The following is a 22,536-nucleotide window of genomic DNA, read 5'->3' on the forward strand; positions in this document are numbered from 1 at the left end:
ACACTTGACTCGCCTCAGAACCTCTTGAAGCGGGAGGCGAATTCTACAGCGTTACAACCTGCTGTCAACCACCTTTTTCACCGTTTCAATCCGGCTATCGGCGAACCGATACTGAAGCCACTTCCTACCACTCCGTTTCGCTAACTCCTTGTTTACCAAGGCTTTTCGCGTTCCGTTGTCGCTGGAAGTGGTGCGCATTATAGGGGGATAAAAACCGGCGTCAAGCGCTGGGTGCGGAATAACTGCGTTTATTTTTCCGGCGGTGGATCCGCCGGCTGATCACGGGCACCCGCAGCAGCATCAGCAGCGCGGCAACCGCCGCATAAATGGACCACTCCTTGAGGTCCGCCCGCACGATCCAGAGAAAGTGCAGCAGCCCCAACCCCAGCACCACGTAGGTCAGCTTATGCAGGGTTTTCCATTTAGCCCCCAGCCGGCGCTGGCTGAACCGGTTCGACGTGACCGCCAGTGCCAGCAGCATCAGGAACGCCAGCGCGCCCACGATGATATAAGGCCGCTTGCTCAGCTCTACCCCCAACTGGGACCACATCAACCCGAGCACGAAGAACAGGTATCCCGCCAGGTGCAGCACTACATAGGCAAAGCACCACAAGCCCAGTTGGCGCCGCACCACTACCCAACCGGCCCATGTGGTAACGCGCTGCAGCGGGGTCATCGCCAAGGTGACCAGCAGCAACACCAGTGCACCCAGCCCAAGGCGATCAACCAGCACCTTGCCTGGGTCTGGCCCCAACGCGAAGATCCATGCCTGGTAGAGCCAGTACACCGGCCACACGGCAATCACCACGAACACCGCCAAGCGAAACCACGGGTAGCGCATCAGTAGTTCACCCGAAGGTCGAGGTTGCTATAGAGAGAGGCGACCTCATCGGCGTAGCCGTTGAACATCTGGGTTTCTCGCACGTTGGGGCTGAACAGGCTGCTGGGCAGGCGCCGCTCGCGGGCCTGGCTCCAGCGCGGGTGGTCGACCGTGGGGTTTACGTTGGCGTAAAAGCCGTACTCGCTGGGGGCGATCTGCTGCCAGGTAGTGGCGGGCTGCTGTTCCACCAGGCTGATACGCACGATCGACTTCACCCCCTTGAAGCCGTACTTCCAGGGTACGATCAGCCGCAGCGGGGCGCCGTTCTGGTTCGGCAACTCACGGCCGTACATGCCCACCGCCAGGATGGCCAGCGGGTTCATCGCCTCGTCCATGCGCAGCCCTTCTACATAGGGCCAGTTGATCAGGGCGAAATTCGAGCGTTGCCCAGGCATGTGCTCGGGGTCTACCAGGGTTTCGAAGCGGATGTACTTGGCCTTGCTGGTGGGCTCGACCTGCTTGAGCAACGCCGACAGCGGGAAGCCCAGCCAGGGAATGACCATCGACCAGGCCTCGACGCAGCGCAGCCGGTAGATTCGCTCTTCCAGTTGGTAAGGCTTCATGAAGTCTTCGAGGGCGTACTTGCCGGGCTTGCCGACCTCACCATCGACCACCACAGTCCAAGGCTCGGTTTTCAGGCTGCCAGCGTTTTGCGCTGGGTCCCCTTTGTCAGTGCCGAACTCGTAGTAGTTGTTGTAATGGGTGGCGTCGCGGAACGGGGTGATGCTTTCACCCTGGGCCGTGATCGCCTGCCATTGGGTATTGGGCAGCTTTTGCTTGAACCAACTCGGCGGGTTGCCGGCTTCGACGCCGTCGTAGGCGGCGGGGGCCGCACCCAGCGCGAGCCCCGGCAACAAGGCACCGGCGCCCGCGAGGGCTGCGCCGCCCAGCAGGCGGCGGCGGGAGAAATAAACCCCTTCCGGGGTGACCTGCGACTCGTTGCAGTCGCTGGCCCTGGACAACTTGATGAGCATCGGGCGCCCTCCACAGGCCGTTCAAAGGTTCTGCTCGAGGTGTGACGGCGCCGCGACCGGTTTATTTCATGACTTACGCCGACGCATGCGCAACAGGTGCTGAATCGGGCCCGATACCGCATAGGCGAGGAAGATCAGCAGCAGGATGCGCGGCGGGTCACTGAATACCACGGCAAACACCAGCACCACCGCGAGGATGGCCACAAAGGGTACACGCCCACGGAAGTCGAGCTCTTTGAAACTGTTGTACTTGATATTGCTGACCATCAGCATGCCGGCGGCGGCCACCAGCAGAGCCACCAGGAACGACAGCTTGGAGCCGGGGATGTTGTAGTCGCTCAGCGCCCACACGGTACCCGCGACCACGCCCGCGGCGGCCGGGCTGGCGAGGCCGATGAAGTAGCGCTTGTCGGCCTTGCCGACCTGGGTGTTGAAGCGCGCCAGGCGCAAGGCAGCACCGGCCACGTAGATGAACGCGACCATCCAGCCGACCTTGCCCATGTCACCCAGTGCCCAGCCAAAGGCGAGCAAGGCTGGCGCCATGCCGAAGGCGACCATGTCGGACAGCGAGTCGTACTCGGCGCCAAAGGCGCTCTGGGTGTTGGTCATGCGCGCGACGCGGCCGTCGAGGCTGTCGAGCACCATGGCCACGAAAATGGCGATGGCCGCATAGGAGAAGTACTTCACCGCGTCGGCGGAGTTACCCGCGCTCAGCGCGTTCTGGGCGCTGATCGAGTTGATGATCGAGTAGAACCCGGCAAACAGGTTCGCGGTGGTGAACAGGTTGGGCAGCAGGTAGATACCGCGATGGCGGACTTTGCGCCCATCCGCATCATGCCCTTCCTCGATGTGTTCATCGATCGGCAGCAGGCTATCGGCGCCTTCGGCCTTGTTTGGCTCTTCGGGACGTTCGCTCATAACAAATACCTTGCAACGATGTGAAAAATTTCGACCCACGTTGGTGACGAGTGTTCGCCTGGTGTGCTGCACCAAACGTTGCAGCTTTATACCAGAACCGCTGGCGCCCAAACGAAAAAACGCGGCCGAAGCCGCGTTTTTCATGAGCACAGAATGTGTCAGTTCTTGCTCTTGTCGACGATCTTGTTGCTGGCGATCCACGGCATCATCGAACGCAGTTGCTCACCGATCACCTCGATGCCGTGCGCAGCGTTGTTGCGGCGGCGCGCGGTCATCGATGGGTAGTTGGCAGCGCCTTCGGCGATGAACATCTTGGCGTATTCGCCGTCCTGGATGCGCTTGAGTGCGTTGCGCATGGCCTGGCGCGACTCGGCGTTGATCACTTCCGGGCCGGTGACGTATTCGCCGTACTCAGCGTTGTTGGAAATCGAGTAGTTCATGTTGGCGATGCCGCCTTCGTACATGAGGTCAACGATCAGTTTCAGTTCGTGCAGGCACTCGAAGTAGGCCATTTCCGGAGCATAGCCGGCTTCAACCAGGGTTTCGAAACCCGCCTTGACCAGCTCGACCGCGCCACCGCACAGCACGGCTTGCTCGCCGAACAGGTCGGTTTCGGTCTCGTCCTTGAAGGTGGTTTCGATGATGCCGGTACGGCCACCGCCAACGCCCGCAGCGTAGGACAGCGCGACGTTCTTGGCATTGCCCGAGGCGTCCTGGTAGATGGCGATCAGGTCAGGGATGCCGCCGCCTTTGACGAACTCGGAGCGCACGGTGTGGCCCGGGGCCTTCGGCGCGATCATGATCACGTCGAGGTCACCACGCGGAACGACCTGGTTGTAGTGGATCGAGAAGCCGTGGGAGAAGGCCAGGGTGGCGCCTTTCTTCAGGTTCGGCTCGATTTCGTCCTTGTACAGGCGGCCCTGGAATTCGTCCGGGGTGAGGATCATGACGAAGTCAGCGGCGGCAACGGCGCTTTGTACGTCGGTGACCTTCAGGCCATGGGCTTCAGCCTTGGCAACGGTCGGGGAGCCTTTGCGCAGGCCGACGGTGACGTCGACGCCGGAGTCTTTCAGGTTGCAAGCCTGGGCGTGGCCCTGGGAGCCGTAGCCGATGATGGCGACTTTCTTGCCCTGGATGATCGACAGGTCGCAGTCTTTGTCGTAATAAACTTTCATGAAATACCCCTGGTTTTTATCTGGGCCGCGCGGGCCATCTGCAAAGTGAAAAGAGTTTAGATGCTCAGGACCTTGTCGCCACGTGCAATCCCGGTCACACCGCTACGCACGGTCTCGAGGATCGACGCCGTGCCCACGGCCTGAATGAAACTGTCGAGCTTGTCGCTGGTACCCGCCAGCTGCACGGTGTACACGCTGCTGGTCACATCGACGATCTGCCCGCGGAAAATATCGGTAGTGCGCTTGATCTCGGCGCGCTGGGCGCCGGTCGCCTTGACCTTGACCAGCATCAGTTCGCGTTCGATGTGCGAGCTTTCCGACAGGTCGACGAGCTTGACCACCTCGACCAGCTTGTTGAGGTTCTTGGTGATCTGCTCGATGGTCTCATCGTGGCCGATAGTGGTGAGCGTCAGGCGCGACAGGGTCGGGTCTTCGGTCGGGGCCACGGTCAGGCTTTCGATGTTGTAGTTGCGCTGGGAGAACAGCCCGACCACGCGGGACAGCGCCCCGGGTTCGTTTTCCAGCAACAGGGAAATGATATGCCGCATGTCAGGTACGCTCCGTCTTGCTCAGCCACATGTCACGCATCGACCCGTCCTTGATCTGCATCGGGTACACGTGTTCGCTCACGTCTACCGCGATGTCGAGGAACACCAGGCGGTCTTTCATGGCGAAGGCTTCGGCCATCATCGGCTTGAGGTCTTTCAGGTCGGTGATGCGCATGCCAACGTGGCCATAGGCCTCGGCCAGCTTGACGAAGTCCGGCAGCGATTCCATGTACGAGTGCGAGTGGCGGCTGCTGTAGTTCATGTCCTGCCACTGGCGGACCATACCCAGCACGCCGTTGTTCAGGTTGATGATCTTCACCGGCAGGCCGTACTGCATGCAGGTCGACAGCTCCTGGATGTTCATCTGGATGCTGCCTTCACCGGTCACGCAGGCGACGTCCTGGTCGGGGAAGTTGAGCTTCACGCCCATGGCCGCGGGGAAACCGAAGCCCATGGTGCCGAGGCCACCGGAGTTGATCCAGCGGTTGGGCTTGTTGAAGCGGTAGTACTGCGCCGCGAACATCTGGTGCTGGCCCACGTCGGAGCTGACGAAGGCGTCGCCGCCGGTCACGTCCCACAGGGTTTCGATCACCGTTTGTGGCTTGATGATGCTGCCGTCGCCCTTGTCGTAAGGGAACAGGCCGCGGTCACCGCGCCAGTCGTCGATCTGCTTCCACCAGGCGGCGACCGTGTCACGGTCGGGTACCTGGCCGATGTCTTTGAGGGTGGCGACCATTTCGCTCAGCACGCTCTCGACCGGGCCAACGATCGGCACGTCTGCCTTGATCGTCTTGGAGATGGACGCCGGGTCGATATCGATGTGGATAACCTTGGCGTTCGGGCAGAACTTCGCCGCGCCGTTGATCACCCGGTCGTCGAAGCGCGCGCCCACGGCGAGGATCACGTCGGCGTGGTGCATCACCAGGTTGGCGGTGTAGCTGCCATGCATGCCGAGCATGCCGATGAACTGGCGGTCGGAGCCCGGGTAGCTGCCCAGGCCCATCAGGGTGTTGGTCACCGGCGCGTTGAGCGCCTGGGCCAGCTCGGTCAGCGCGGCCGAGCCGCCCCCGAGGATGACCCCACCACCGGCGTAGATCACCGGGCGCTTGGCCGCGAGCAGCATTTCGCTGGCCTTGCGGATTTGCCCGGAGTGGCCACGCACGGCCGGCGAGTAAGAGCGCAGCTTGGCTTTTTTCGGGAAGACGTATTCGTACTTCTCGCCGGGAGTGGTCATATCCTTGGGGATATCGACGACCACCGGGCCCGGGCGGCCGGACTCGGCCAGATAGAAGGCTTTTTTCAGCACGTCGGGGATTTCCGACGGGTGCTTGATCATGAAGCTGTGCTTCACGATCGGCCGGGAAATACCGATCATGTCGGTTTCCTGGAAGGCGTCGGTGCCGACCGCGGTGCTAGGCACCTGGCCCGACAGCACGACCATCGGGATCGAGTCCATGTAGGCGGTGGCAATGCCGGTGATGGCATTGGTCGCGCCCGGGCCGGAGGTCACCAGCACCACACCGGCCTTGCCGGTGGCGCGGGCGTAGCCGTCAGCCATATGCGTGGCGGCCTGCTCATGGCGAACGAGGATATGGGAAACCTCGGGCTCCTTGAACAGCGCATCATATACATGAAGAAGGGCACCCCCAGGGTACCCGTAGATGTGCTTGACACCCTCGTCACGCAAAAAGCGGACGATCATCTCAGCGCCGGATAAGAGCTCCACGTTGTTCACCTCTAACACGCCAGAATACCGCTCGTCGCGAGCGGGTCTTAAGTAGGTTTACTGCTAAGCAGAGCATGAGCGACGGTGGTCGCCGACTACGTCAGCACTGACTGAGCAAGTATCGGGAGTGCCCCAAAATGTTGCGGGGCTTTCCCACCCAGCGCGAGGTAACGCGTTGCGGGGTAAAACAGGTCGGCGCGGGTGTGCGCCTCATGATCTGCTGAGCGGGTCTGCTTCTGGCAGTCCCTTCACAGCGGACTTTGAATTGTTGTGAATAGCCCTTTGCAAGTCAAGTGATCGATGGTTTTTCTTCAATTGTGGTAGCTTTCTCGGCAGCCCTTACCCCTTGCGGAGCCCACATGCGCCTCAAACCACTCATAGCCTTGTTGTTAGCGGCAGCCAGCACCTGCTCGAGCGCGGCGCAGATCTACAAATGGGTCGATGCCAAGGGTGTGACCCATTTTGATGCACAGCCGCCGGCGGGCAGCGCTGCCCAGCCGGTGCAGATCAACGCCCCGCAACCGGCCACCCCGCCGGGGGAAAGCGGCGGCAATGCGCCCGCCCCCAGCGCCCCCAGCACTTCGCCCGGCGAAGAGGCCAAGCAGCGCAGCGTAGATGCCCAGGTGCGCCAGCAGGTGAACCAGCAGCAACAGCAGAACGACGACTATTGCCAGCAGGCCAGGACCAACCTGGCGCAACTACGCAATAACCCGCGGGTGCAGATGGAAGTCGAAGGCCAGATGCGCCGGCTGACCGAGAAAGAGCGGCAGGACCAGATCAGCACCACCCAACAGGGCATTGCCGACCACTGCAAGGATTGATCAGCCCTGGCTGATCAGTTTGTCGAACTGCTGAAGGGCCGCGCGCAGCCTTTGCGAGGCCTGCGGGCGGTCCTGCCAGGACATCTCGGCCATGGCCAGGATGCCCGAAGCGCTGGGCAGCGGCAGGTCGCGCTCGAGGATGGCTTTCATCCGCGGCAGGAAAACCCACTGCAGCCACTGCTCGAACGCCAGGGTGTCTACGCAGAACGGCTCCTGGCTGGCGAGCAGGTGGTCGGCCGGTGGCTGCGCCTCCCACCAGCCTTGCAGGCGCAGTTCACGCTCGATCAGCAGCAGGTGGTCGGCCAGTTGTGGCACGCGGCGGTCCATCAGCCGTTGGCCCGTGCCTGTTGCCGGGCCTGGGCGGCGCCGGCGCTGTCGCCTTGCTTCTCGCGGGCCTGGGCAATGGTTTCCCACAGGCTGGCTTGCAGGTCAGGGCGGCCGTTGGCGTAGGTTAGGGCGCGGCGCGCGAGCTGCTCGGCCTGAGCCGAGTCGCCCTGGGCCAGGCGCACCTGAGCCAGGCGGAACAGCACTTGGGGCTCACGTGGGGCGATGCGCTGGGCACGCTCCAGGCTGGACGACGCACCGTTGAGGTCGCCGCCACCCTGCTGCTGCTGGGCGGTGGTCAGCAACGACAACACCGGGCCGTCGAGCTGTTCGTCGGCGGCCAGGCCGCCCGTGCTGGAGCGGCTGGGAATACCACTGGGCGCGCTTGGCGTGCTGCTCGGGGTGTTGTAGCTGGTATAGCCACTGCTGCTGCTCGGCGCGGCCGCCGGCGCCGAGGCGCCACTGGAGAAACCAGGGCCAGTGGAGAAACCGGGGCCGGTCGACAACCCGGCATTGCCGGAGCTGCTGGGGGTGATCGGCTGCGAGCTGGCGCCCTGCGGCACCATCACCTGCACGTCGTTGCTCGACGGCTGGTAGGCCTGGGCCTGGGTTTGCGCCGCTGGCGCGCGGTAGGTATTGGTGCCGCGGTTGGCGGACACACGCTCACCGTTGGACACCGCCTGGCCTTGGTCGACCACCGGGATCGAACCGCTCGGCACGCTGGCGCAACCATGCAGTACGGCCAGGGACGCTAACGCGGGAAACCACCATTTGTTCACTTCAGTTCCTCATCGATCAGTTCAGCCAGCCCTTGATCCAGTCCATCACCGGCGCGGCGGGCGATGAATCGGAGCCTGCCCCGCAGGCCGGGCCGGGTGCGGGTTCACTGCCCCGAATATACGGCATCTGTACGGCATCCGGGCACCCCTCGGCCGAGCCCTGCCCGGTGTGCGAGTTGACCCAGGCATTGACCACGTTACCCGGCAGCGGGGTTTCCAGCGGCAGCGGGTCAGCCTTCTTCATGAAGGAGGTCCAGATCTGCAGCGCGCCGGTAGCGCCGGTAAAGGGCGTTTTGCCGTTGTCGTCGCGGCCCATCCAGACCACCGCGAGCAGGTCCTGGCTGAAGCCGGCGAACCAGCTGTCACGCGAGTCGTTGGTGGTACCGGTCTTACCGGCCAGGTTCAGCGATGAAGGCAATACGTTGTACACCGAGCGCCCGGTACCTTCGCGCAGTACGCGTTGCATGGCGTTCTGCAGCAGGTAGATGGAGCCGGCGTCGAAGCGCTGCTGCACCTGGAACGGGTAGCGCTTGAGTGGTTGCCCTTCGGCGGTGAGCACGCTGCGGATCGCCCGCATCGGCGTGTTGAAGCCGCCGTTGGCGATGGTCTGGTACATGGTCGCCACCTGCAACGGCGACATCCCACCGGCGCCCAGCAGCATCGACGGGTACGCCGGCCATTCGACGTCTACCCCAAGCTTGGCGATGGTCTTGAACACGTTCGGCACGCCCAGGTCGAGGCCCAGGCGCGCGCTGGAGAGGTTCAGCGAGTGCGCCAGGCCCTGATACAGGAAGATCGTGCCATTGGCGGTGCGCTCGTAGTTTTGCGGCGTCCACACCTGGCCGTCGGCGCCCTTGACCGAGAAGGGTTCGTCCTTGATCCAAGTCGTGAGCGTGTATTGGCTCGGCTGCTCCAGCGCCGTCAAGTAAATGGACGGCTTGACCAGCGAGCCGATTGGCCGCACGGCGTCCAGCGCCCGGTTGAAACCGGCAAAGCCTGGCACCCGGCTGCCCACCACGGCCTGCACTTCGCCGCTTTCCGGGTTGGTCACGACCATGGCCGACTCCATTTCGTCCACGCCCTTGCGGCCCTTGAAGCGCTTGAAGGTGTCGAGGATCGCCCCTTCGGCCTTCATTTGGGTGATCGGGTCGAAACTGGTGAAAATCCGCAGGCCCTCTTCGGTCAGGTCTTCGTCGCGGTAGTCGTCACGCAGTTGGCGCTTGACCAGGTCGATGAAGGCCGGGAAGGAGCTGTCTGCCAGGCTGCCGCGGCCGGTCACGCCCAGTGGCATTTTCTTCGCCGCGGCGACTGCTTCAGGGGTGGCCACGCCTTGCTCCTGGAGCAGGTCGAGCACCAGGTTACGCCGCTCCAGCGCGCGGTCCGGGTAACGCCGCGGGTTGTAATACGACGGCCCCTTGACCATGCCCACCAGCAGCGCCACCTGATGCAGCTTGAGCTCCGACAACGGCTGGCCGAAGAAGAACTGGCTGGCCAGGCCGAAGCCATGCACCGCGCGCTGGCCGTCCTGGCCAACGAATACCTCGTTGAGGTAAGCCTCGAGGATTTCCTGCTTGCTGTAGTGCAGTTCCAGCAGCATGGCCATCATGGCCTCGGTCACCTTGCGGGTGATGCTGCGCTCGTTGGTCAGGTAAAAGTTCTTAACCAACTGTTGCGTAAGCGTACTGCCGCCCTGGCGCATGCGCCCGGAGCTGGCGTTGATCCACATTGCCCGCACGATACCCTTCGGCGACACCCCGAAGTGGTGGTAGAAGTCGCGGTCTTCCACCGCTACCAGGGTGTCGAGCAGGTACGGAGGCACCTGGTCGATTTTGATCAGGATGCGGTCTTCGAGGTTTTTCGGGTAAATGCCGCCGATCAGCAGCGGCTCGAGCCGCGCCACGGGGAGTTTTTCCGCGCCGTTACCGGACAACTCGGCAACGAAGTCCCCAGAGAAGCGCACGCGCACCTGGCGCGCCGGCTCCAGGCCTTCGTAGAACTGGAAACCGCGGGTGTTGAGCACCACGTTGCCACCACTGACGGCGGCATCCCCCGGCCCGGCCACCGCGCTGACGCGGCGGTAGCCCAAAGCGTCGAGCTCGGTGAGAAAATCCTTCTCATCGAGCTTCTGCCCCACGAACAGTTCGAGCGGGCGCGCGTACACCTTGGCCGGAATGCTCCAGCGCTTGCCGGCGAATTTTTCCTGGACCACCGCGTCGAGGTAAACGGCAAAGCCGGCCAGCAATACGAGGCCTACCAGGCTGAGCTTGAGGGCCCATCCCAATAGGTTGCGCAGGCGGCTCGAAGGGGGGCGTTTGGGCTTGCGTGAGGTTCGGGTACGTGTCATGGGCGCGGATTATACGCATATTGCCGAAGACGGGGCAGGTGCTTGCAGGGGCGCGCACAGCGGCCATAATGTCGCGCAAATACACTTGCCACCCAAGGACCTTCCGTGAGCCAGCCCCTGATCACCGCGCTGCAAAACCCAGCGCTGTACCCGCACCCGGTCGAAGCCATCCAGGTGATAGAAACCCATATTTCGTGGGTCGTCCTGACCGGTGAATACGCCTACAAGATCAAGAAGCCCGCGGATTTCGGCTTCCTTAATTTCACCGAGCTGGCCTCGCGCAAGCATTTTTGCGAAGAAGAACTGCGCCTGAACAGCCGGCTGACCGAGAACCTCTACCTCGAAGTGCTGCCAATTACCGGCAGTGCCGAGGCGCCGCAACTGGCCGGCGATGGCCCGGCCATCGAATACGCGCTGAAAATGCGCCAGTTCCCGCAAAGCCAACTGCTGAGCAACCTGCAAGCCAACGGCGAGCTGGGCACCGCGCACATCGACGCGATGGCCAGGCAGATCGCCGAATTCCACCTGGCCGCGCCACGGGTCCCGGCCGAGCGCGCCGAGGGCACGCCCGCATTCGCCATGGCGCCGGTCACGCAGAACTTCGAGCAAATTCGCCCCTTCCTGAGTGACAAGGCCGACCTGCAACAACTCGAAGCACTCGAGGCCTGGGCCAACGCCGAGTTCACCCGCCTTCACCCGCTGCTCGAACAACGCAAGGCCGAGGGTTACATCCGCGAATGCCACGGTGACATCCACCTGGGCAACGTCACGCTGATCGATGGCAAGGTGGTGATTTTCGACTGCATCGAGTTCAACGAGCCGTTCCGCTTCACCGATACCTGGGCCGACACCGGCTTCCTGATCATGGACCTCGAGGACCGCGGCCTCAAAGGCCTGGCGCGGCGCTTCCTGAGCCTGTACCTCGAGGCCACCGGCGACTACGCCGGGCTGGAGCTGCTGAATTTCTACAAAGCCTACCGGGCGATGGTCCGCGCCAAGATCGCGCTGTTTGGCATCCCGGCGGATGCCGATGGCCTGAAAAAGGCCACCTTGCTGCGCCAGTACCGTAACTACGCCAACCTGGCCGAGAGCTACAGCGCCATCCCGTCGCGCTTTCTGGCGGTCACCAGCGGCGTGTCGGCGGTGGGTAAAAGCCATGTGGCGATGCGCCTGGTCGAGTCGCTGGGGGCGATCCGCCTGCGTTCGGACGTTGAACGCAAACGCCTGTTCGCCGATGACCTCTATAACGAACAGGCCAGCGCCACCACCTACGAGCGCCTGCACCGCCTGGCCGACGGGGTGCTGGCCGCCGGCTTCCCAGTGGTGATCGACGCCACCTACCTCAAGCGCCCACAACGCGAGGCCGCCGAGCAGGTGGCCGAGGCCCGCGGCGTGCCATTCCTGGTGCTCGATTGCCACGCCCCGCAGGCGGTGATCGAAAGCTGGCTGGCGCAGCGCCAGGCCGAGGGCAGCGACCCCTCCGACGCCACCCTGGAGGTGATCGCCGCGCAGCAGGCCAACCGTGACCCGCTCAGCGCCGAAGAGGCGCTGCTGTCACGCCCGGTGGCGACCCACGAAGGCGCCAGCCTAGACGCCCTGGTGGAGGATATCCGGCGCCGGCTACCGGGCATCTGATTTGTTTCACCCGTGACGCAATCGGCATTGTCCAACCGTCTAAGGTGTCACTATGATGGCGCCATAAAACCAACGAGGCGCCATCATGAACCAGCCCAAGCACATCGACTCGCCCCTGTTCACCCTGCTGCGGCACGAGGATGTACAGGCGTTCAACCGGGAAAAAACCGCGCATACGCCGGTGGACTTTCGCGGTGGTGACTTCCGCGGGCTCGACCTGCGCCAGCTCGACGCCGCCCAGGTCGACTTCAGCGATGCCTACTTCCGCTCCGCCGACCTGCGCGGTATCGACTTCCGTCAGTCGGCGCTGGAGGGGGCATCACTGGCCCATGCGCAAATCTCCGGCGCGTACTTCCCGGTAGAGTTGAGCGCCGATGAGATTCTCATGTCGGTGAATTTCGGTACCCGGTTGCGCTACCGCACCCGCTAAGGGGCCTGCGGCGAACCTTTGCGCGGGGGCTACACTCTCAGCAGTGTCAATGCCCCACAGCGCAGGGAGGCCGGATGAATGACGAATTGCTGCACCTGAGAAACCTGGGCAAAACTTCTGCACGCTGGTTGCATGCTGCTGGTATTCACAATGCCGCCGACCTGCGCCGGCTTGGCGCGGTGGGCGCCTACCGCGCCGTGCGCACGCGCGGGTTCCGGGCCTCGAAGGTGTTGCTGTACGCCATTGAGGGGGCTTTGCTGGGGGTGCACTGGAACGATGTGCCCGCCGCGCGCAAAGAGGCCTTGAATAAACAACTGGACGCGTTATCGTCACGGCAAGACGTTCAATGATTTCCGCGCGATTGATGGATCAACACTGACTATGTATTTACTCGGCGAACAACCGGCTTACGCCGATGCGTGGGTCAACCACCTGCAAACCCTCCCCGCCCGCCTGCTCGCCGGCCTTGCGCCGAGTGGCGCGGCGCTGAACCTCGAACCCTGCGCCGACCTGGCCCCGCACCTGGCCGCGGGCACCGTGTACTGGGTAGAAAGCGGATTGATCCACGGCCGCCTCAACGACCGGGCGCTGTTCCATGTGCAAGACGGCGACCTGCTCAACCTCGACGCCACCCCGGCGCAAATCCCGCTCAGTTGGTACTGCGACGGGCCGCTGGTGCTGGTGCCCTACTCCCGCCCCGCGCTGCTGGCGCACCTGGCCAACGCCGGCCTGCTGGCGCTGCTGATCGAGTACCAGCAAGGCCAGGCCCTGCTGCTGGCCGACGCGGTGACCCGCCTCAAGCAACCCGAGTACCGCAGCAGCAATGGCTTCAAGCGGGTGGCGCCGGGCGAAATGCTGATCCGCCAGGGCGACGCCGCCGATCATGTGTTCATCATCACCGAAGGCCACGCCGAGGCGTTCGTCGACGGGCAAAAGGTCGGCGATGTGCCCAAGGATGAGATTTTTGGCGCGATGGCGGTGTTCACCGACGAGAAGCGCAGCGCCACCGTGGTGGCCAGCACGCCGTGCACGGTGATGATCATCCCCAAGGAGCAGTTCCTCGGCATGACCCAGACCAACCCGCGCATCGCCCACAGCCTGATCGAGAGCATGGCGAAGAAAATCGACACGCTGAACAAGCAGCTCACCCGCCATGAGGAAGGCAGCCGCTGATTTTTCAAAACAGGCGCTTGACTTCGAAATGAGAATTGTTATGATTATCGCAACTGGTCGCGAGGCCAGCCAGATAATCTGGCGCCGTTTCGGTTTCAGCTTATCTCCTCATCAGGCTAATCACGGTTATTGACCCGGCTTTTTGCCGGGTCTTTTTTTGCCTGCGTGAAGGGTGATTGCGGGTGCTGCCAGCGCGGGTCAACCCCACTCAACCGCCAAGCGCCGATCCACGCACATCTCCTCCACCCCCATGCGCACCCCGTAGGCCAACACCTCCACCCCTTGCTCCCGCGCCAGCGCCAGCGCCTGGGCATAGGCCGCGTCGATCTCCAGCGCCGGGCGCACCGCCTCGACCCCATCAAGGCACACGCAGTACAACTGCACCGCGCGAATGCCTTGCCGCACTAGTGCGCCCAGCTCCCGCAGGTGCTTGGCGCCACGCTGGGTGACCGCGTCAGGGAAGGCCGCCACCGTGCTGCCAGCAAACCCCAGGGTCACGCTTTTGACTTCGACATAGGCCGGGCCGCTGGGGTACTGCAGGCAAAAGTCGATGCGGCTGCGCTCCTGGCCGTAGGGCACCTCGCGCTTGAACGACGTGAAGCCGGCCAGTTCCGGGATCACGCCGGCCAACAGCGCCTCTTCGACCAAGGCGTTGGCCCGCCCGGTGTTGATGCAGGCCAGGCGCCCCTGGGGGGTTTCACTGAGCTCCCAGGTGCCCGGCAGCTTGCGCTTGGGGTCGTTGCTGCGGCTGAACCACACGCGCCCGCCTTCGGCCATGCAGTTGAGCATCGAACCGGTGTTCGGGCAGTGCACCGTGAGCACTTCACCACTGGCCAGCTCGATGTCGGCCAGGAACCGTTTGTAGCGGCGCAACAGCCGCGCGGCTTCCAGGGGAGGCGAAAACCGCATCAGCCCTGCCACCCCTGCAAGCCCTTGGCGATGCGTTCCACTGCTTGCTCCAGGCGCGGCAAACTCTGGGTGTAGGCAAAGCGCACGTGCTGGCTGGCCAGGTGGCTGCCAAAGTCCAAGCCGGGGGTGAAGGCCACGTGCTGTTGTTCGAGGAAGTACTGGCAGAAGGCAAAGGCATCCCCGCCAAAGGCGCTGATGTCGGCGTACAGGTAGAACGCCCCCTCGGGCTCGACCGCGATGCCAAAGCCCAGCTCGCGCAGCGCCGGCAGCAAGAAGTTGCGGCGTTGCTCAAAGGCATGCCGGCGCTCTTCGAAGATGGCCAGGGTGGCCGGCTCGAAACACGCCAGCGCCGCATGCTGGGCCACGCTCGAGGCACTGATGTAAAGGTTTTGCGCCAGTTTTTCCAATTCCGGTACCGCCTCCGGGGGTGCCACCAGCCAACCCAGGCGCCAACCGGTCATGCCGAAATATTTGGAAAAACTATTCAAGACAAACGCGCCGTCGTCCACCTTCAGTACAGTGTCGGCATCTACCCCATAGGTCAGGCCGTGGTAAATCTCATCCACCACCAGGTGGCCGCCCTTGCCTTTGCACGCTTGGCTCAAGCCCTCGAGCTCGGCCAGGCTCAGCAAGGTACCGGTGGGGTTGGCCGGCGAGGCCACCAAGGCACCGGCGGTGCTGGCGTCCCATTGCTGCGCCACTGCTTCGGCGGTCAGTTGATAACGCTCCGCCGGGCCAACCGGCACCAGCTTGGCGCCGCCCTCCACCAGCCGCAAAAAATGCCGGTTGCACGGGTAGCCGGGGTCAGCCAGCAGCCAATGCTGGCCCACGTCTACCAGCAGGCTGCTGGCCAGCAGCAACGCCCCCGAGCCCCCCGGGGTGACCAGGATGCGCTGCGGGTCGAGCGCCACGCCATAGCGGCTGGCATAAAAGCCAGCGATCGCCTCGCGCAGCGCCGGCAGGCCGCGGGCGGCGGTGTAGCGGGTATGGCCGGCGGCCAGCGCGGCCTGGCCGGCGCTGACGATAGGTGCGGCGGTGGTGAAGTCCGGCTCGCCGATCTCCAGGTGGATCACGTCATGGCCGGCAGCCTGCAGCTCATTGGCGCGCGCCAGCAGGGCCATCACGTGGAACGGTTCGATCGCGCGGCTGCGTGCGCTGTAGGGCGAAGCCATGGTCGGATCCTGAGGGTGAGAAAAAACCCACATTGTACGCATCCCGCGAGGGATTTTTCCCGTGGGCTATGGTCTGATCAGCCAACGCCCAGCCCCCTCAGGGGCTGGATAACCGGGAGTAGCGCACCCTGATGCTATCTGGTAAGTTCGCCGGCTTGCAGTCGCAGGGCCGGCGGGTGCCGGAGATGGATCATCCTGCGCAGTGGATTTAGTTGAGCGAGAGGCGGTCAATTCATGCCCACCAATGAAAACCAGCAAAACAGCAATGCGCTTCGCGGCTTCGAACCTTATAAAGAAACCAAGGGCGAGGAGTACATGAGCGAGAACATGCGCAAGCATTTCACGTTCATCCTCAATAAATGGAAGCAGGAGCTGATGCAGGAAGTGGACCGCACCGTGGACCACATGAAGGACGAAGCGGCCAACTTCCCTGACCCGGCGGACCGCGCCAGCCAGGAAGAAGAATTCAGCCTCGAACTGCGCGCCCGCGACCGTGAGCGCAAGTTGATCAAGAAGATCGACAAAACCCTGCAGTTGATCGAAGACGAAGAGTACGGCTGGTGTGACTCCTGCGGCATCGAGATCGGCGTACGCCGCCTCGAGGCACGCCCCACCGCTGACCAGTGCATCGATTGCAAAACCCTTGCCGAAATCAAGGAAAAACAAGTCGGTAAATGATCCGCTTGCCAGGGGCGCGGCCAGCGCCCCTGTTAGCCGCCAGCCCTCGTGTTGGTAGAGCCTTCTTTTCCCATGAATAACCCCATCGGGCGCTTCGCCCCCACCCCCAGTGGCTACCTGCACTTCGGCTCGCTCATGGCGGCGCTGGCGTCATACCTCGACGCGCGCGCGGCCGGTGGCCAGTGGCTGCTGCGCATGGAAGACCTCGACCCGCCGCGGGAGGTGCCCGGCGCCGCCGATGCGATCCTGCGCACGCTGGAGGCCTACGGCTTCGAGTGGGACGGCCCGGTGCTGTACCAAAGCCAGCGCCACGAGGCCTACCAGGCGGTGCTCGAGCAGTGGCTGCGTGCTGGCCTGGCGTATGCCTGCACCTGCTCGCGCAAGGCGCTGGAAGGGTTCGCCGGGGTGTACCCGGGCCTGTGCCGCAACGCCGGGCACGCATGGGCCGGCAATGCCATCCGCCTGCGGGTGCCAGAGCTGCGCTACAGCTTTGAAGACCGCGTGCAGGGCCATTTCGCCCAGCACCTGGGTGGCGAGGTAGGGGATTTCATTGTGCGCCGCCGCGACGGGCTGTATGCCTACCAACTGGCGGTGGTGCTCGACGACGCCCTGCAAGGGGTGACCAGCGTGGTGCGCGGCGCCGACCTGCTCGACTCCACCCCGCGCCAGTTGTACCTGCAGGAGCTGCTCGGGCTGCCCGCACCGCAGTACCTGCACGTGCCGCTGATCATCCAGGCCGATGGCCACAAGCTCGGTAAAAGCTACCGCTCGCCGCCGCTACAGGCCGAGCAGGCCGCGCCGTTGCTGATGCGTGCCCTGCGCGCGCTGGGCCAGCAGCCGGAGCCAACCCTTGCCGGCGAAGCCCCGGCCACCCTGCTGGCCTGGGCCCGCGCGCACTGGAACGCGGCGGCCATCCCGCGCACCGCCACGCTGCCTGAAGCACACCTGGCGTGACCGCAGCGGTGCCGCTGCGCTACCATCGCCGGCTAGAATAAAAACCAGGACCGGCACGCAACCCATGAGAGGCCACTATGTACATCTATCGCCTGGTCTTGCTGCTGGTGGTGGGCATCTATCTGTTCTCCCCGGCGATCATGGACTGGTGGATCGAGCCGACCGGCGCCTGGTACCGCCCTTACCTGCTGTGGCTGATCCTCATCGTGGTCACTTTCATCCTGCAGAGCCAGCGAGACGCCGATGAGCTTTAGCCTCACCCAGATGGTGCTGGTCACCCTGGCGTACCTGCTGGTGCTGTTCGGCGTGGCCTGGATCAGCGAGCGCGGGCTGCTGCCGCGCTGGCTCACGCGCCACCCGCTCACCTACACCTTGTCGCTCGGCGTCTATGCCAGTGCCTGGGCCTTCTATGGCACGGTGGGCCTGGCCTATGAGTACGGCTACGGCTTTTTGGCCTGCTACCTGGGGGTGTCGGGCGCATTCCTGCTGGCGCCGGTGCTGCTGTACCCGATTTTGCGCATCACCCGCACCTATCAGTTGTCGTCGCTGGCCGACCTCTTCGCGTTTCGCTTTCGCAGCACCTGGGCCGGCGCGCTGACCACGGTATTCATGCTGATGGGCGTGCTGCCCTTGCTGGCGCTGCAGATTCAAGCGGTGGCCGACTCGATCGGCATCCTCACCCACGAGCCAATGCCGCACCGGATCGCCATCGGCTACTGCGTGATGGTGGCGTTGATCACGCTGTTCTTCGGCTCGCGGCACATCGCCTCGCGGGAGAAACACGAAGGCCTGGTGTTCGCCATCGCCTTCGAATCTCTCATCAAGCTGGTAGCCATGGGCGGCATCGGCCTGTACGCGCTGTACGGGGTGTTCGGCGGCCCGCACGCGCTGGAGCAATGGCTGCTGCAAAACCAGATGGCCCTGACCGCGCTGCATACCCCGTTGCAGGAAGGCCCGTGGCGCACCCTGCTGCTGGTGTTCTTCGCCTCGGCCATCGTGATGCCGCACATGTACCACATGGCCTTTACCGAGAACCTCAACCCGCGCGCGCTGGTCAGCGCCAGTTGGGGCCTGCCGTTGTTCCTGCTGCTGATGAGCCTGGCGGTGCCGTTGATTCTCTGGGCCGGCCTGCAACTGGGCGCCACCACCACGCCGGAGTACTTCACCCTGGGCATCGGCATCGCCGCCAACAAGCCGGCCCTGGCGATGCTGGCGTACGTGGGCGGGCTGTCGGCGTCCAGCGGGTTGATCATCGTCACCACCCTGGCGTTGTCGGGCATGGCCCTGAACCACCTGGTGCTGCCGCTGTACCAACCGCCGGCCGAAGGCAGCATCTACCGCTGGCTGAAGTGGACCCGCCGCGGGCTGATCATCGCCATCCTCGCCGCCGGCTATGCCTTCTATATGGTGCTGGGCACCCGCCAGGACCTCGCCCACCTGGGCATCGTCGCCTTCGTCGCGACGCTGCAGTTCCTCCCTGGGGTGCTCTCGGTGCTGTACTGGCCGGCGGCCAACCGCCGTGGCTTCATGGCCGGGCTGATGGCCGGGATCGCGGTGTGGATGCTGACCATGCTGCTGCCACTGATGGGCGACATCCAGGGCTTTTACCTGCCCGGGTTAGACCTGGTGTACGTGATGGACGACACCAGTTGGCACATGGCGGCGATCGCCTCGCTGGCGGTGAACGTGTTGATTTTCACCCTGGTGTCGCTGTTCAGCACCCCAAGCGCCGAAGAGGCCAGCGCAGCCGAGGCCTGCGCAGTGGACAACGTACGCCGCCCGCAACGCCGTGAACTGCACGCCGCCTCGCCCCAGGAGTTCGCCACCCAGTTGGCCAAGCCCCTCGGCCACCGCGCCGCGCAGAAGGAAGTGGAACAAGCCCTGCGCGACCTCTACCTGCCCTTCGACGAGCGCCGCCCCTATGCGCTGCGCCGCCTGCGCGACCGCATCGAGGCCAACCTTTCCGGGCTGATGGGCCCGAGCGTGGCGCAAGACATGGTCGAAACCTTCCTGCCGTACAAGGCCGCCGGCGGCGAGAACTACGTTACCGAAGACATCCACTTCATCGAAAGCCGCCTCGAAGACTACCACTCGCGCCTCACCGGCCTGGCCGCCGAACTCGACGCCCTGCGCCGCTACCACCGGCAAACCCTGCAAGAACTGCCCATGGGCGTGTGCTCGCTGGCCAAGGACCACGAGATCCTGATGTGGAACAAGGCCATGGAAGAGCTGACCGGCATCGCCGCGCAGCGGGTGGTCGGCTCGCGCCTGGCCACCCTGGAAGAACCCTGGCACAGCCTGCTGCTGGGGTTCATCCAGGTGCCGGACCAACACCTGCACAAACAGCAACTGGCGATTCAGGGCCATACCCGCTGGCTGAACCTGCACAAGGCCGCGATCGCCGAGCCCCTGGCCCCGGGTAACAGCGGGCTGGTGCTGCTGGTCGAAGACCTCACCGACACCCAACTGCTCGAAGACAAACTGGTGCACTCCGAGCGCTTGGCCAGCATTGGCCGGCTGGCCGCGGGCGTGGCCCACGAGATCGGCAACCCGATCACCGGCATCGCCTGCCTGGCGCAGAACCTGCGCGAAGAGCGCGAGCAGGATGGCGAGATCACCGAGCTGAGCAGCCAGATCCTCGACCAGACCAAACGGGTCTCGCGCATCGTGCAGTCGCTGATGAGCTTCGCCCACGCCGGCAGCCACCAGCAAAGCGTCGAGCCGGTGAACCTGGCCCAGGTGGCGCAGGATGCCATCGGCCTGCTGGCGCTGAACCGGCGTAACTTCGAGATACACTTTTTCAACCTGTGCGAGCCCGACCACTGGGCCGAGGGCGACCCGCAGCGCCTGGCCCAGGTGCTGATCAACCTGCTTTCCAACGCGCGCGATGCCTCCCCCCCCGGCAGCGCGGTGCGCGTGCGCAGCGAAACCCACGAACACACCGTTGACCTGATCGTCGAAGATGAGGGCAGCGGTATTCCCAAGAGCATCATGGATCGGCTCTTCGAACCCTTCTTTACGACCAAGGATCCCGGTGAGGGAACAGGACTGGGGCTTGCTCTGGTCTATTCGATCGTGGAAGAGCATTATGGACAAATCACCATCGACAGCCCGGCTGACGTAGAACGGCAACGAGGCACCCGCATCCGGGTGACCCTGCCACGCCATGTCGAAGCGACGTCCGCTGTCAACTGAGACCGTCGAGAGAATGGAATACATGCCTCATATTCTTATCGTCGAAGACGAGACCATCATTCGATCTGCCTTGCGTCGCCTGCTCGAACGGAATCAATACCAGGTCAGTGAAGCCGGCTCCGTGCAAGAGGCCCGGGAACGCTTCTCCATCCCGTCGTTCGACCTGATCGTCAGCGACCTGCGCCTGCCCGGCGCGCCCGGCACCGAACTGATCGGCCTGGGAGAAGGCAAGCCGGTGCTGATCATGACCAGCTACGCCAGCCTGCGCTCGGCAGTCGACTCGATGAAAATGGGCGCGGTCGACTACATCGCCAAGCCGTTCGACCACGACGAAATGCTCCAGGCGGTGGCGCGCATCCTCAAGGACCGCGGCCCGGCCGTGGCGCCAGCGCCCAGCGCGGCACCGGCCAAGGCAGGCGACAAACCCGCGGCCGCGGCCAACGGCGAAATCGGCATCATCGGCTCGTGCCCGCCGATGCTCGACCTCTACGGCAAGATCCGCAAGGTCGCGCCGACTGACTCGAACGTGTTGATCCAGGGCGAATCCGGCACCGGCAAGGAACTGGTCGCGCGGGCGCTGCACAACCTGTCGCGGCGCGCCAAGGCCACGATGATCTCGGTGAACTGCGCGGCGATCCCGGAAACGCTGATCGAATCCGAGCTGTTCGGCCATGAGAAAGGCGCCTTTACCGGCGCCAGCGCCGGCCGTGCCGGGCTGGTCGAGGCCGCGGACGGCGGCACGCTGTTTCTCGACGAGATCGGCGAGCTGCCGCTCGAAGCCCAGGCGCGCCTGTTGCGGGTGCTGCAGGAAGGGGAAATTCGCCGGGTAGGCTCGGTGCAGTCGCAAAAGGTCGATGTGCGTTTGATCGCCGCGACCCACCGCGACCTGAAAACCCTGGCCAAGAACGGCCAGTTCCGTGAAGACCTCTACTACCGCCTGCACGTGATCGCCCTGAAGCTGCCGCCGCTGCGCGAACGCGGCGCCGACGTGAGCGAAATCGCCGGGGTGTTCCTGGCCCGCCAAAGCGCGCGGCTGGGGCGTAGCGGCATGCGCTTCTCCGCCGAGGCCGAGAGCGCCATCCGCCATTACAGTTGGCCAGGTAACGTGCGCGAGCTGGAAAACGCCGTGGAGCGCTCGGTGATCCTCACCGAGGGTAACGACATTCCCGCCGACCTGCTGGGCATCGACATCGAGTTGAGCGACCTGGCCGAGGCCGATGACTTCCTCGGCCTGCCGCCGCAAACCTCGGCCGCCCCCAGCGCCAGCCACGACCCGACCGAAGACCTCTCGCTGGAAGACTACTTCCAGCACTTCGTGCTCGAGCACCAGGACCACATGACCGAAACCGAGCTGGCGCGCAAATTGGGCGTGAGCCGCAAGTGCCTGTGGGAACGCCGGCAACGCTTGGGCATCCCGCGGCGCAAGTCGAGCGTGGCCAACGAAAGCTGATACGTTTCAGCCAAGCAACCGCTCTAGCACGGCCCTCTCGCCAGGGAACGCAAAATTGTTACCGCAGGCGAATGGGCGTAACACCTGGCGAGGCGTACGGTAACGAAAACCCTCTGTAGCCGCGCTGGAAAATCACTACACAAATCTGCAACCTCTTGATTTTCAAGGGTTTTCAAAAGTTGGCACGGCACCTGCTATATTCTCGGTACAAGAATAAGAACAAGCGAAGCACCCATAACAAAAACAACACGAACCGGCTCAAGCACAATAAAAACAAGACGGCATGAGACGAAGCTAACTGATTCTTTTGGAGAGGCATTGATTTCGGGCTTACCCCCGCAGCCAGCGAAAAGAACAAAACTGCGATACAGCAGCTCGGCACTGGTTGGACAACGGTCATTTCACTGCGGCGTTCAAAGCAATCCGTTTGCTCTTCGCCCCCGCTATAGGG

At 63.8% G+C, this 22,536-nt stretch carries 21 protein-coding genes; 10 read left to right on the plus strand and 11 right to left on the minus strand.

Annotated elements, in window-relative coordinates:
* Nucleotides 1-220: 220 nt before the first annotated feature.
* The 6 genes from msrQ to ACFZCE_RS24335 all read right to left on the minus strand — a co-directional run bounded on the left by msrQ (nt 221) and on the right by ACFZCE_RS24335 (nt 6,221).
* Complete coding sequence (gene msrQ, locus ACFZCE_RS24310; RefSeq protein WP_390943099.1) at nt 221-841, minus strand: protein-methionine-sulfoxide reductase heme-binding subunit MsrQ; 621 nt, start codon at nt 839-841, stop codon at nt 221-223.
* Nucleotides 841-1,854 carry a protein-methionine-sulfoxide reductase catalytic subunit MsrP gene (msrP, locus tag ACFZCE_RS24315; RefSeq protein WP_390943100.1) on the minus strand — a complete coding sequence of 338 codons (1,014 nt, stop codon included), beginning with the start codon at nt 1,852-1,854 and terminating at the stop codon, nt 841-843. Before msrP ends, msrQ begins: the two co-directional genes overlap by 1 nt.
* Before the next feature lie 66 nt (nt 1,855-1,920).
* Nucleotides 1,921-2,772 carry a CDP-diacylglycerol--serine O-phosphatidyltransferase gene (gene pssA / locus ACFZCE_RS24320; protein ID WP_390943101.1) on the minus strand — a complete coding sequence of 284 codons (852 nt, stop codon included), beginning with the start codon at nt 2,770-2,772 and terminating at the stop codon, nt 1,921-1,923.
* Between the two features lie 158 nt (nt 2,773-2,930).
* The gene (gene ilvC / locus ACFZCE_RS24325; RefSeq protein WP_390943102.1) at nt 2,931-3,947 is read right to left on the minus strand and encodes a ketol-acid reductoisomerase; all 1,017 of its coding nucleotides are present in this window, start codon (nt 3,945-3,947) and stop codon (nt 2,931-2,933) included.
* Nucleotides 3,948-4,003: 56 nt separating this feature from the next.
* Nucleotides 4,004-4,495, minus strand: a complete 492-nt coding sequence (ilvN, locus tag ACFZCE_RS24330; RefSeq protein ID WP_390943103.1) for an acetolactate synthase small subunit — start codon at nt 4,493-4,495, stop codon at nt 4,004-4,006.
* 1 nt (nt 4,496) lies between these two features.
* Nucleotides 4,497-6,221: an acetolactate synthase 3 large subunit gene (locus tag ACFZCE_RS24335; RefSeq protein ID WP_390943104.1), complete on the minus strand. Its 1,725-nt coding sequence runs from the start codon at nt 6,219-6,221 to the stop codon at nt 4,497-4,499.
* 359 nt (nt 6,222-6,580) lie between these two features.
* Between ACFZCE_RS24335 and ACFZCE_RS24340 the strand changes: the two genes are divergently transcribed.
* On the plus strand, nt 6,581-7,042 hold the full coding sequence (locus ACFZCE_RS24340; protein WP_390943105.1) for a DUF4124 domain-containing protein: 462 nt from the start codon (nt 6,581-6,583) through the stop codon (nt 7,040-7,042).
* Here ACFZCE_RS24340 and ACFZCE_RS24345 read toward each other — a convergent pair whose 3' ends face one another.
* The 3 genes from ACFZCE_RS24345 to mrcB are packed head-to-tail and all read right to left on the minus strand — an operon-like array spanning nt 7,043 to nt 10,489.
* Entirely contained in the window at nt 7,043-7,369 is a 327-nt protein-coding gene (locus ACFZCE_RS24345; protein WP_390943106.1) for a YqcC family protein, read from the minus strand.
* A complete protein-coding gene (locus tag ACFZCE_RS24350; RefSeq protein ID WP_390943107.1) occupies nt 7,369-8,145 on the minus strand; it encodes a tetratricopeptide repeat protein in 777 nt (258 codons plus the stop codon). Before ACFZCE_RS24350 ends, ACFZCE_RS24345 begins: the two co-directional genes overlap by 1 nt.
* A gap of 16 nt (nt 8,146-8,161) precedes the next feature.
* Complete coding sequence (mrcB, locus tag ACFZCE_RS24355; protein WP_390943108.1) at nt 8,162-10,489, minus strand: penicillin-binding protein 1B; 2,328 nt, start codon at nt 10,487-10,489, stop codon at nt 8,162-8,164.
* A gap of 105 nt (nt 10,490-10,594) precedes the next feature.
* On the opposite strand from mrcB, the gene ACFZCE_RS24360 reads away from it, so the two are divergent.
* The 4 genes from ACFZCE_RS24360 (at nt 10,595) to ACFZCE_RS24375 (ending at nt 13,727) form a co-directional block, all read left to right on the plus strand.
* Complete coding sequence (locus ACFZCE_RS24360; RefSeq protein ID WP_390943109.1) at nt 10,595-12,124, plus strand: AAA family ATPase; 1,530 nt, start codon at nt 10,595-10,597, stop codon at nt 12,122-12,124.
* Nucleotides 12,125-12,209: 85 nt separating this feature from the next.
* Nucleotides 12,210-12,554, plus strand: coding sequence for a pentapeptide repeat-containing protein (locus ACFZCE_RS24365; protein ID WP_390943110.1), 345 nt, complete (start codon nt 12,210-12,212; stop codon nt 12,552-12,554).
* Between the two features lie 74 nt (nt 12,555-12,628).
* Nucleotides 12,629-12,904 carry a TfoX/Sxy family DNA transformation protein gene (locus ACFZCE_RS24370; RefSeq protein WP_390943111.1) on the plus strand — a complete coding sequence of 92 codons (276 nt, stop codon included), beginning with the start codon at nt 12,629-12,631 and terminating at the stop codon, nt 12,902-12,904.
* A 31-nt stretch (nt 12,905-12,935) separates the two neighbouring features.
* Complete coding sequence (locus ACFZCE_RS24375) at nt 12,936-13,727, plus strand: cyclic nucleotide-binding domain-containing protein (RefSeq protein ID WP_390943112.1); 792 nt, start codon at nt 12,936-12,938, stop codon at nt 13,725-13,727.
* A 198-nt stretch (nt 13,728-13,925) separates the two neighbouring features.
* On the opposite strand, the gene sfsA is transcribed toward ACFZCE_RS24375, so the two are convergent.
* Together sfsA and ACFZCE_RS24385 are read right to left on the minus strand one after the other, a co-directional pair.
* A complete protein-coding gene (gene sfsA, locus ACFZCE_RS24380) occupies nt 13,926-14,636 on the minus strand; it encodes a DNA/RNA nuclease SfsA (protein WP_390943113.1) in 711 nt (236 codons plus the stop codon).
* Nucleotides 14,636-15,808: a pyridoxal phosphate-dependent aminotransferase gene (locus tag ACFZCE_RS24385; RefSeq protein WP_390943114.1), complete on the minus strand. Its 1,173-nt coding sequence runs from the start codon at nt 15,806-15,808 to the stop codon at nt 14,636-14,638. The genes sfsA and ACFZCE_RS24385 overlap by 1 nt, the downstream gene beginning before the upstream one ends.
* Nucleotides 15,809-16,042: 234 nt before the next feature.
* On the opposite strand from ACFZCE_RS24385, the gene dksA reads away from it, so the two are divergent.
* The 5 genes from dksA (at nt 16,043) to ACFZCE_RS24410 (ending at nt 22,085) form a co-directional block, all read left to right on the plus strand.
* Complete coding sequence (dksA, locus tag ACFZCE_RS24390) at nt 16,043-16,486, plus strand: RNA polymerase-binding protein DksA (protein ID WP_390943115.1); 444 nt, start codon at nt 16,043-16,045, stop codon at nt 16,484-16,486.
* 72 nt (nt 16,487-16,558) lie between these two features.
* Nucleotides 16,559-17,440: a tRNA glutamyl-Q(34) synthetase GluQRS gene (gluQRS, locus tag ACFZCE_RS24395; RefSeq protein WP_390943116.1), complete on the plus strand. Its 882-nt coding sequence runs from the start codon at nt 16,559-16,561 to the stop codon at nt 17,438-17,440.
* Nucleotides 17,441-17,517: 77 nt separating this feature from the next.
* Nucleotides 17,518-17,694 carry a hypothetical protein gene (locus tag ACFZCE_RS24400; protein WP_003250005.1) on the plus strand — a complete coding sequence of 59 codons (177 nt, stop codon included), beginning with the start codon at nt 17,518-17,520 and terminating at the stop codon, nt 17,692-17,694.
* Nucleotides 17,684-20,635 carry an ATP-binding protein gene (locus ACFZCE_RS24405; RefSeq protein ID WP_390943117.1) on the plus strand — a complete coding sequence of 984 codons (2,952 nt, stop codon included), beginning with the start codon at nt 17,684-17,686 and terminating at the stop codon, nt 20,633-20,635. The genes ACFZCE_RS24400 and ACFZCE_RS24405 overlap by 11 nt, the downstream gene beginning before the upstream one ends.
* A 22-nt stretch (nt 20,636-20,657) precedes the next feature.
* A complete protein-coding gene (locus ACFZCE_RS24410; RefSeq protein WP_390943118.1) occupies nt 20,658-22,085 on the plus strand; it encodes a sigma 54-interacting transcriptional regulator in 1,428 nt (475 codons plus the stop codon).
* Nucleotides 22,086-22,536 lie beyond the last annotated feature (451 nt).

Origin of the sequence: Pseudomonas sp. NPDC007930, from assembly GCF_042958985.1 — a bacterium.
GTDB lineage: Bacteria > Pseudomonadota > Gammaproteobacteria > Pseudomonadales > Pseudomonadaceae > Aquipseudomonas.

Bases quoted from the DNA above. Each gene is read 5' to 3' on its own strand.
- ilvN (WP_390943103.1), bottom strand. From the start codon at position 4,495: ATGCGGCATATCATTTCCCTGTTGCTGGAAAACGAACCCGGGGCGCTG.
- ACFZCE_RS24405 (WP_390943117.1), top strand. From the start codon at position 17,684: ATGAGCTTTAGCCTCACCCAGATGGTGCTGGTCACCCTGGCGTACCTG.
- gluQRS (WP_390943116.1), top strand. From the start codon at position 16,559: ATGAATAACCCCATCGGGCGCTTCGCCCCCACCCCCAGTGGCTACCTG.
- ACFZCE_RS24375 (WP_390943112.1), top strand. From the start codon at position 12,936: ATGTATTTACTCGGCGAACAACCGGCTTACGCCGATGCGTGGGTCAAC.
- ACFZCE_RS24410 (WP_390943118.1), top strand. From the start codon at position 20,658: ATGCCTCATATTCTTATCGTCGAAGACGAGACCATCATTCGATCTGCC.
- sfsA (WP_390943113.1), bottom strand. From the start codon at position 14,636: ATGCGGTTTTCGCCTCCCCTGGAAGCCGCGCGGCTGTTGCGCCGCTAC.
- ACFZCE_RS24365 (WP_390943110.1), top strand. From the start codon at position 12,210: ATGAACCAGCCCAAGCACATCGACTCGCCCCTGTTCACCCTGCTGCGG.
- ACFZCE_RS24400 (WP_003250005.1), top strand. From the start codon at position 17,518: ATGTACATCTATCGCCTGGTCTTGCTGCTGGTGGTGGGCATCTATCTG.
- ACFZCE_RS24370 (WP_390943111.1), top strand. From the start codon at position 12,629: ATGAATGACGAATTGCTGCACCTGAGAAACCTGGGCAAAACTTCTGCA.
- ACFZCE_RS24340 (WP_390943105.1), top strand. From the start codon at position 6,581: ATGCGCCTCAAACCACTCATAGCCTTGTTGTTAGCGGCAGCCAGCACC.
- dksA (WP_390943115.1), top strand. From the start codon at position 16,043: ATGCCCACCAATGAAAACCAGCAAAACAGCAATGCGCTTCGCGGCTTC.
- ilvC (WP_390943102.1), bottom strand. From the start codon at position 3,947: ATGAAAGTTTATTACGACAAAGACTGCGACCTGTCGATCATCCAGGGC.
- ACFZCE_RS24345 (WP_390943106.1), bottom strand. From the start codon at position 7,369: ATGGACCGCCGCGTGCCACAACTGGCCGACCACCTGCTGCTGATCGAG.
- msrQ (WP_390943099.1), bottom strand. From the start codon at position 841: ATGCGCTACCCGTGGTTTCGCTTGGCGGTGTTCGTGGTGATTGCCGTG.
- ACFZCE_RS24385 (WP_390943114.1), bottom strand. From the start codon at position 15,808: ATGGCTTCGCCCTACAGCGCACGCAGCCGCGCGATCGAACCGTTCCAC.
- msrP (WP_390943100.1), bottom strand. From the start codon at position 1,854: ATGCTCATCAAGTTGTCCAGGGCCAGCGACTGCAACGAGTCGCAGGTC.
- pssA (WP_390943101.1), bottom strand. From the start codon at position 2,772: ATGAGCGAACGTCCCGAAGAGCCAAACAAGGCCGAAGGCGCCGATAGC.
- mrcB (WP_390943108.1), bottom strand. From the start codon at position 10,489: ATGACACGTACCCGAACCTCACGCAAGCCCAAACGCCCCCCTTCGAGC.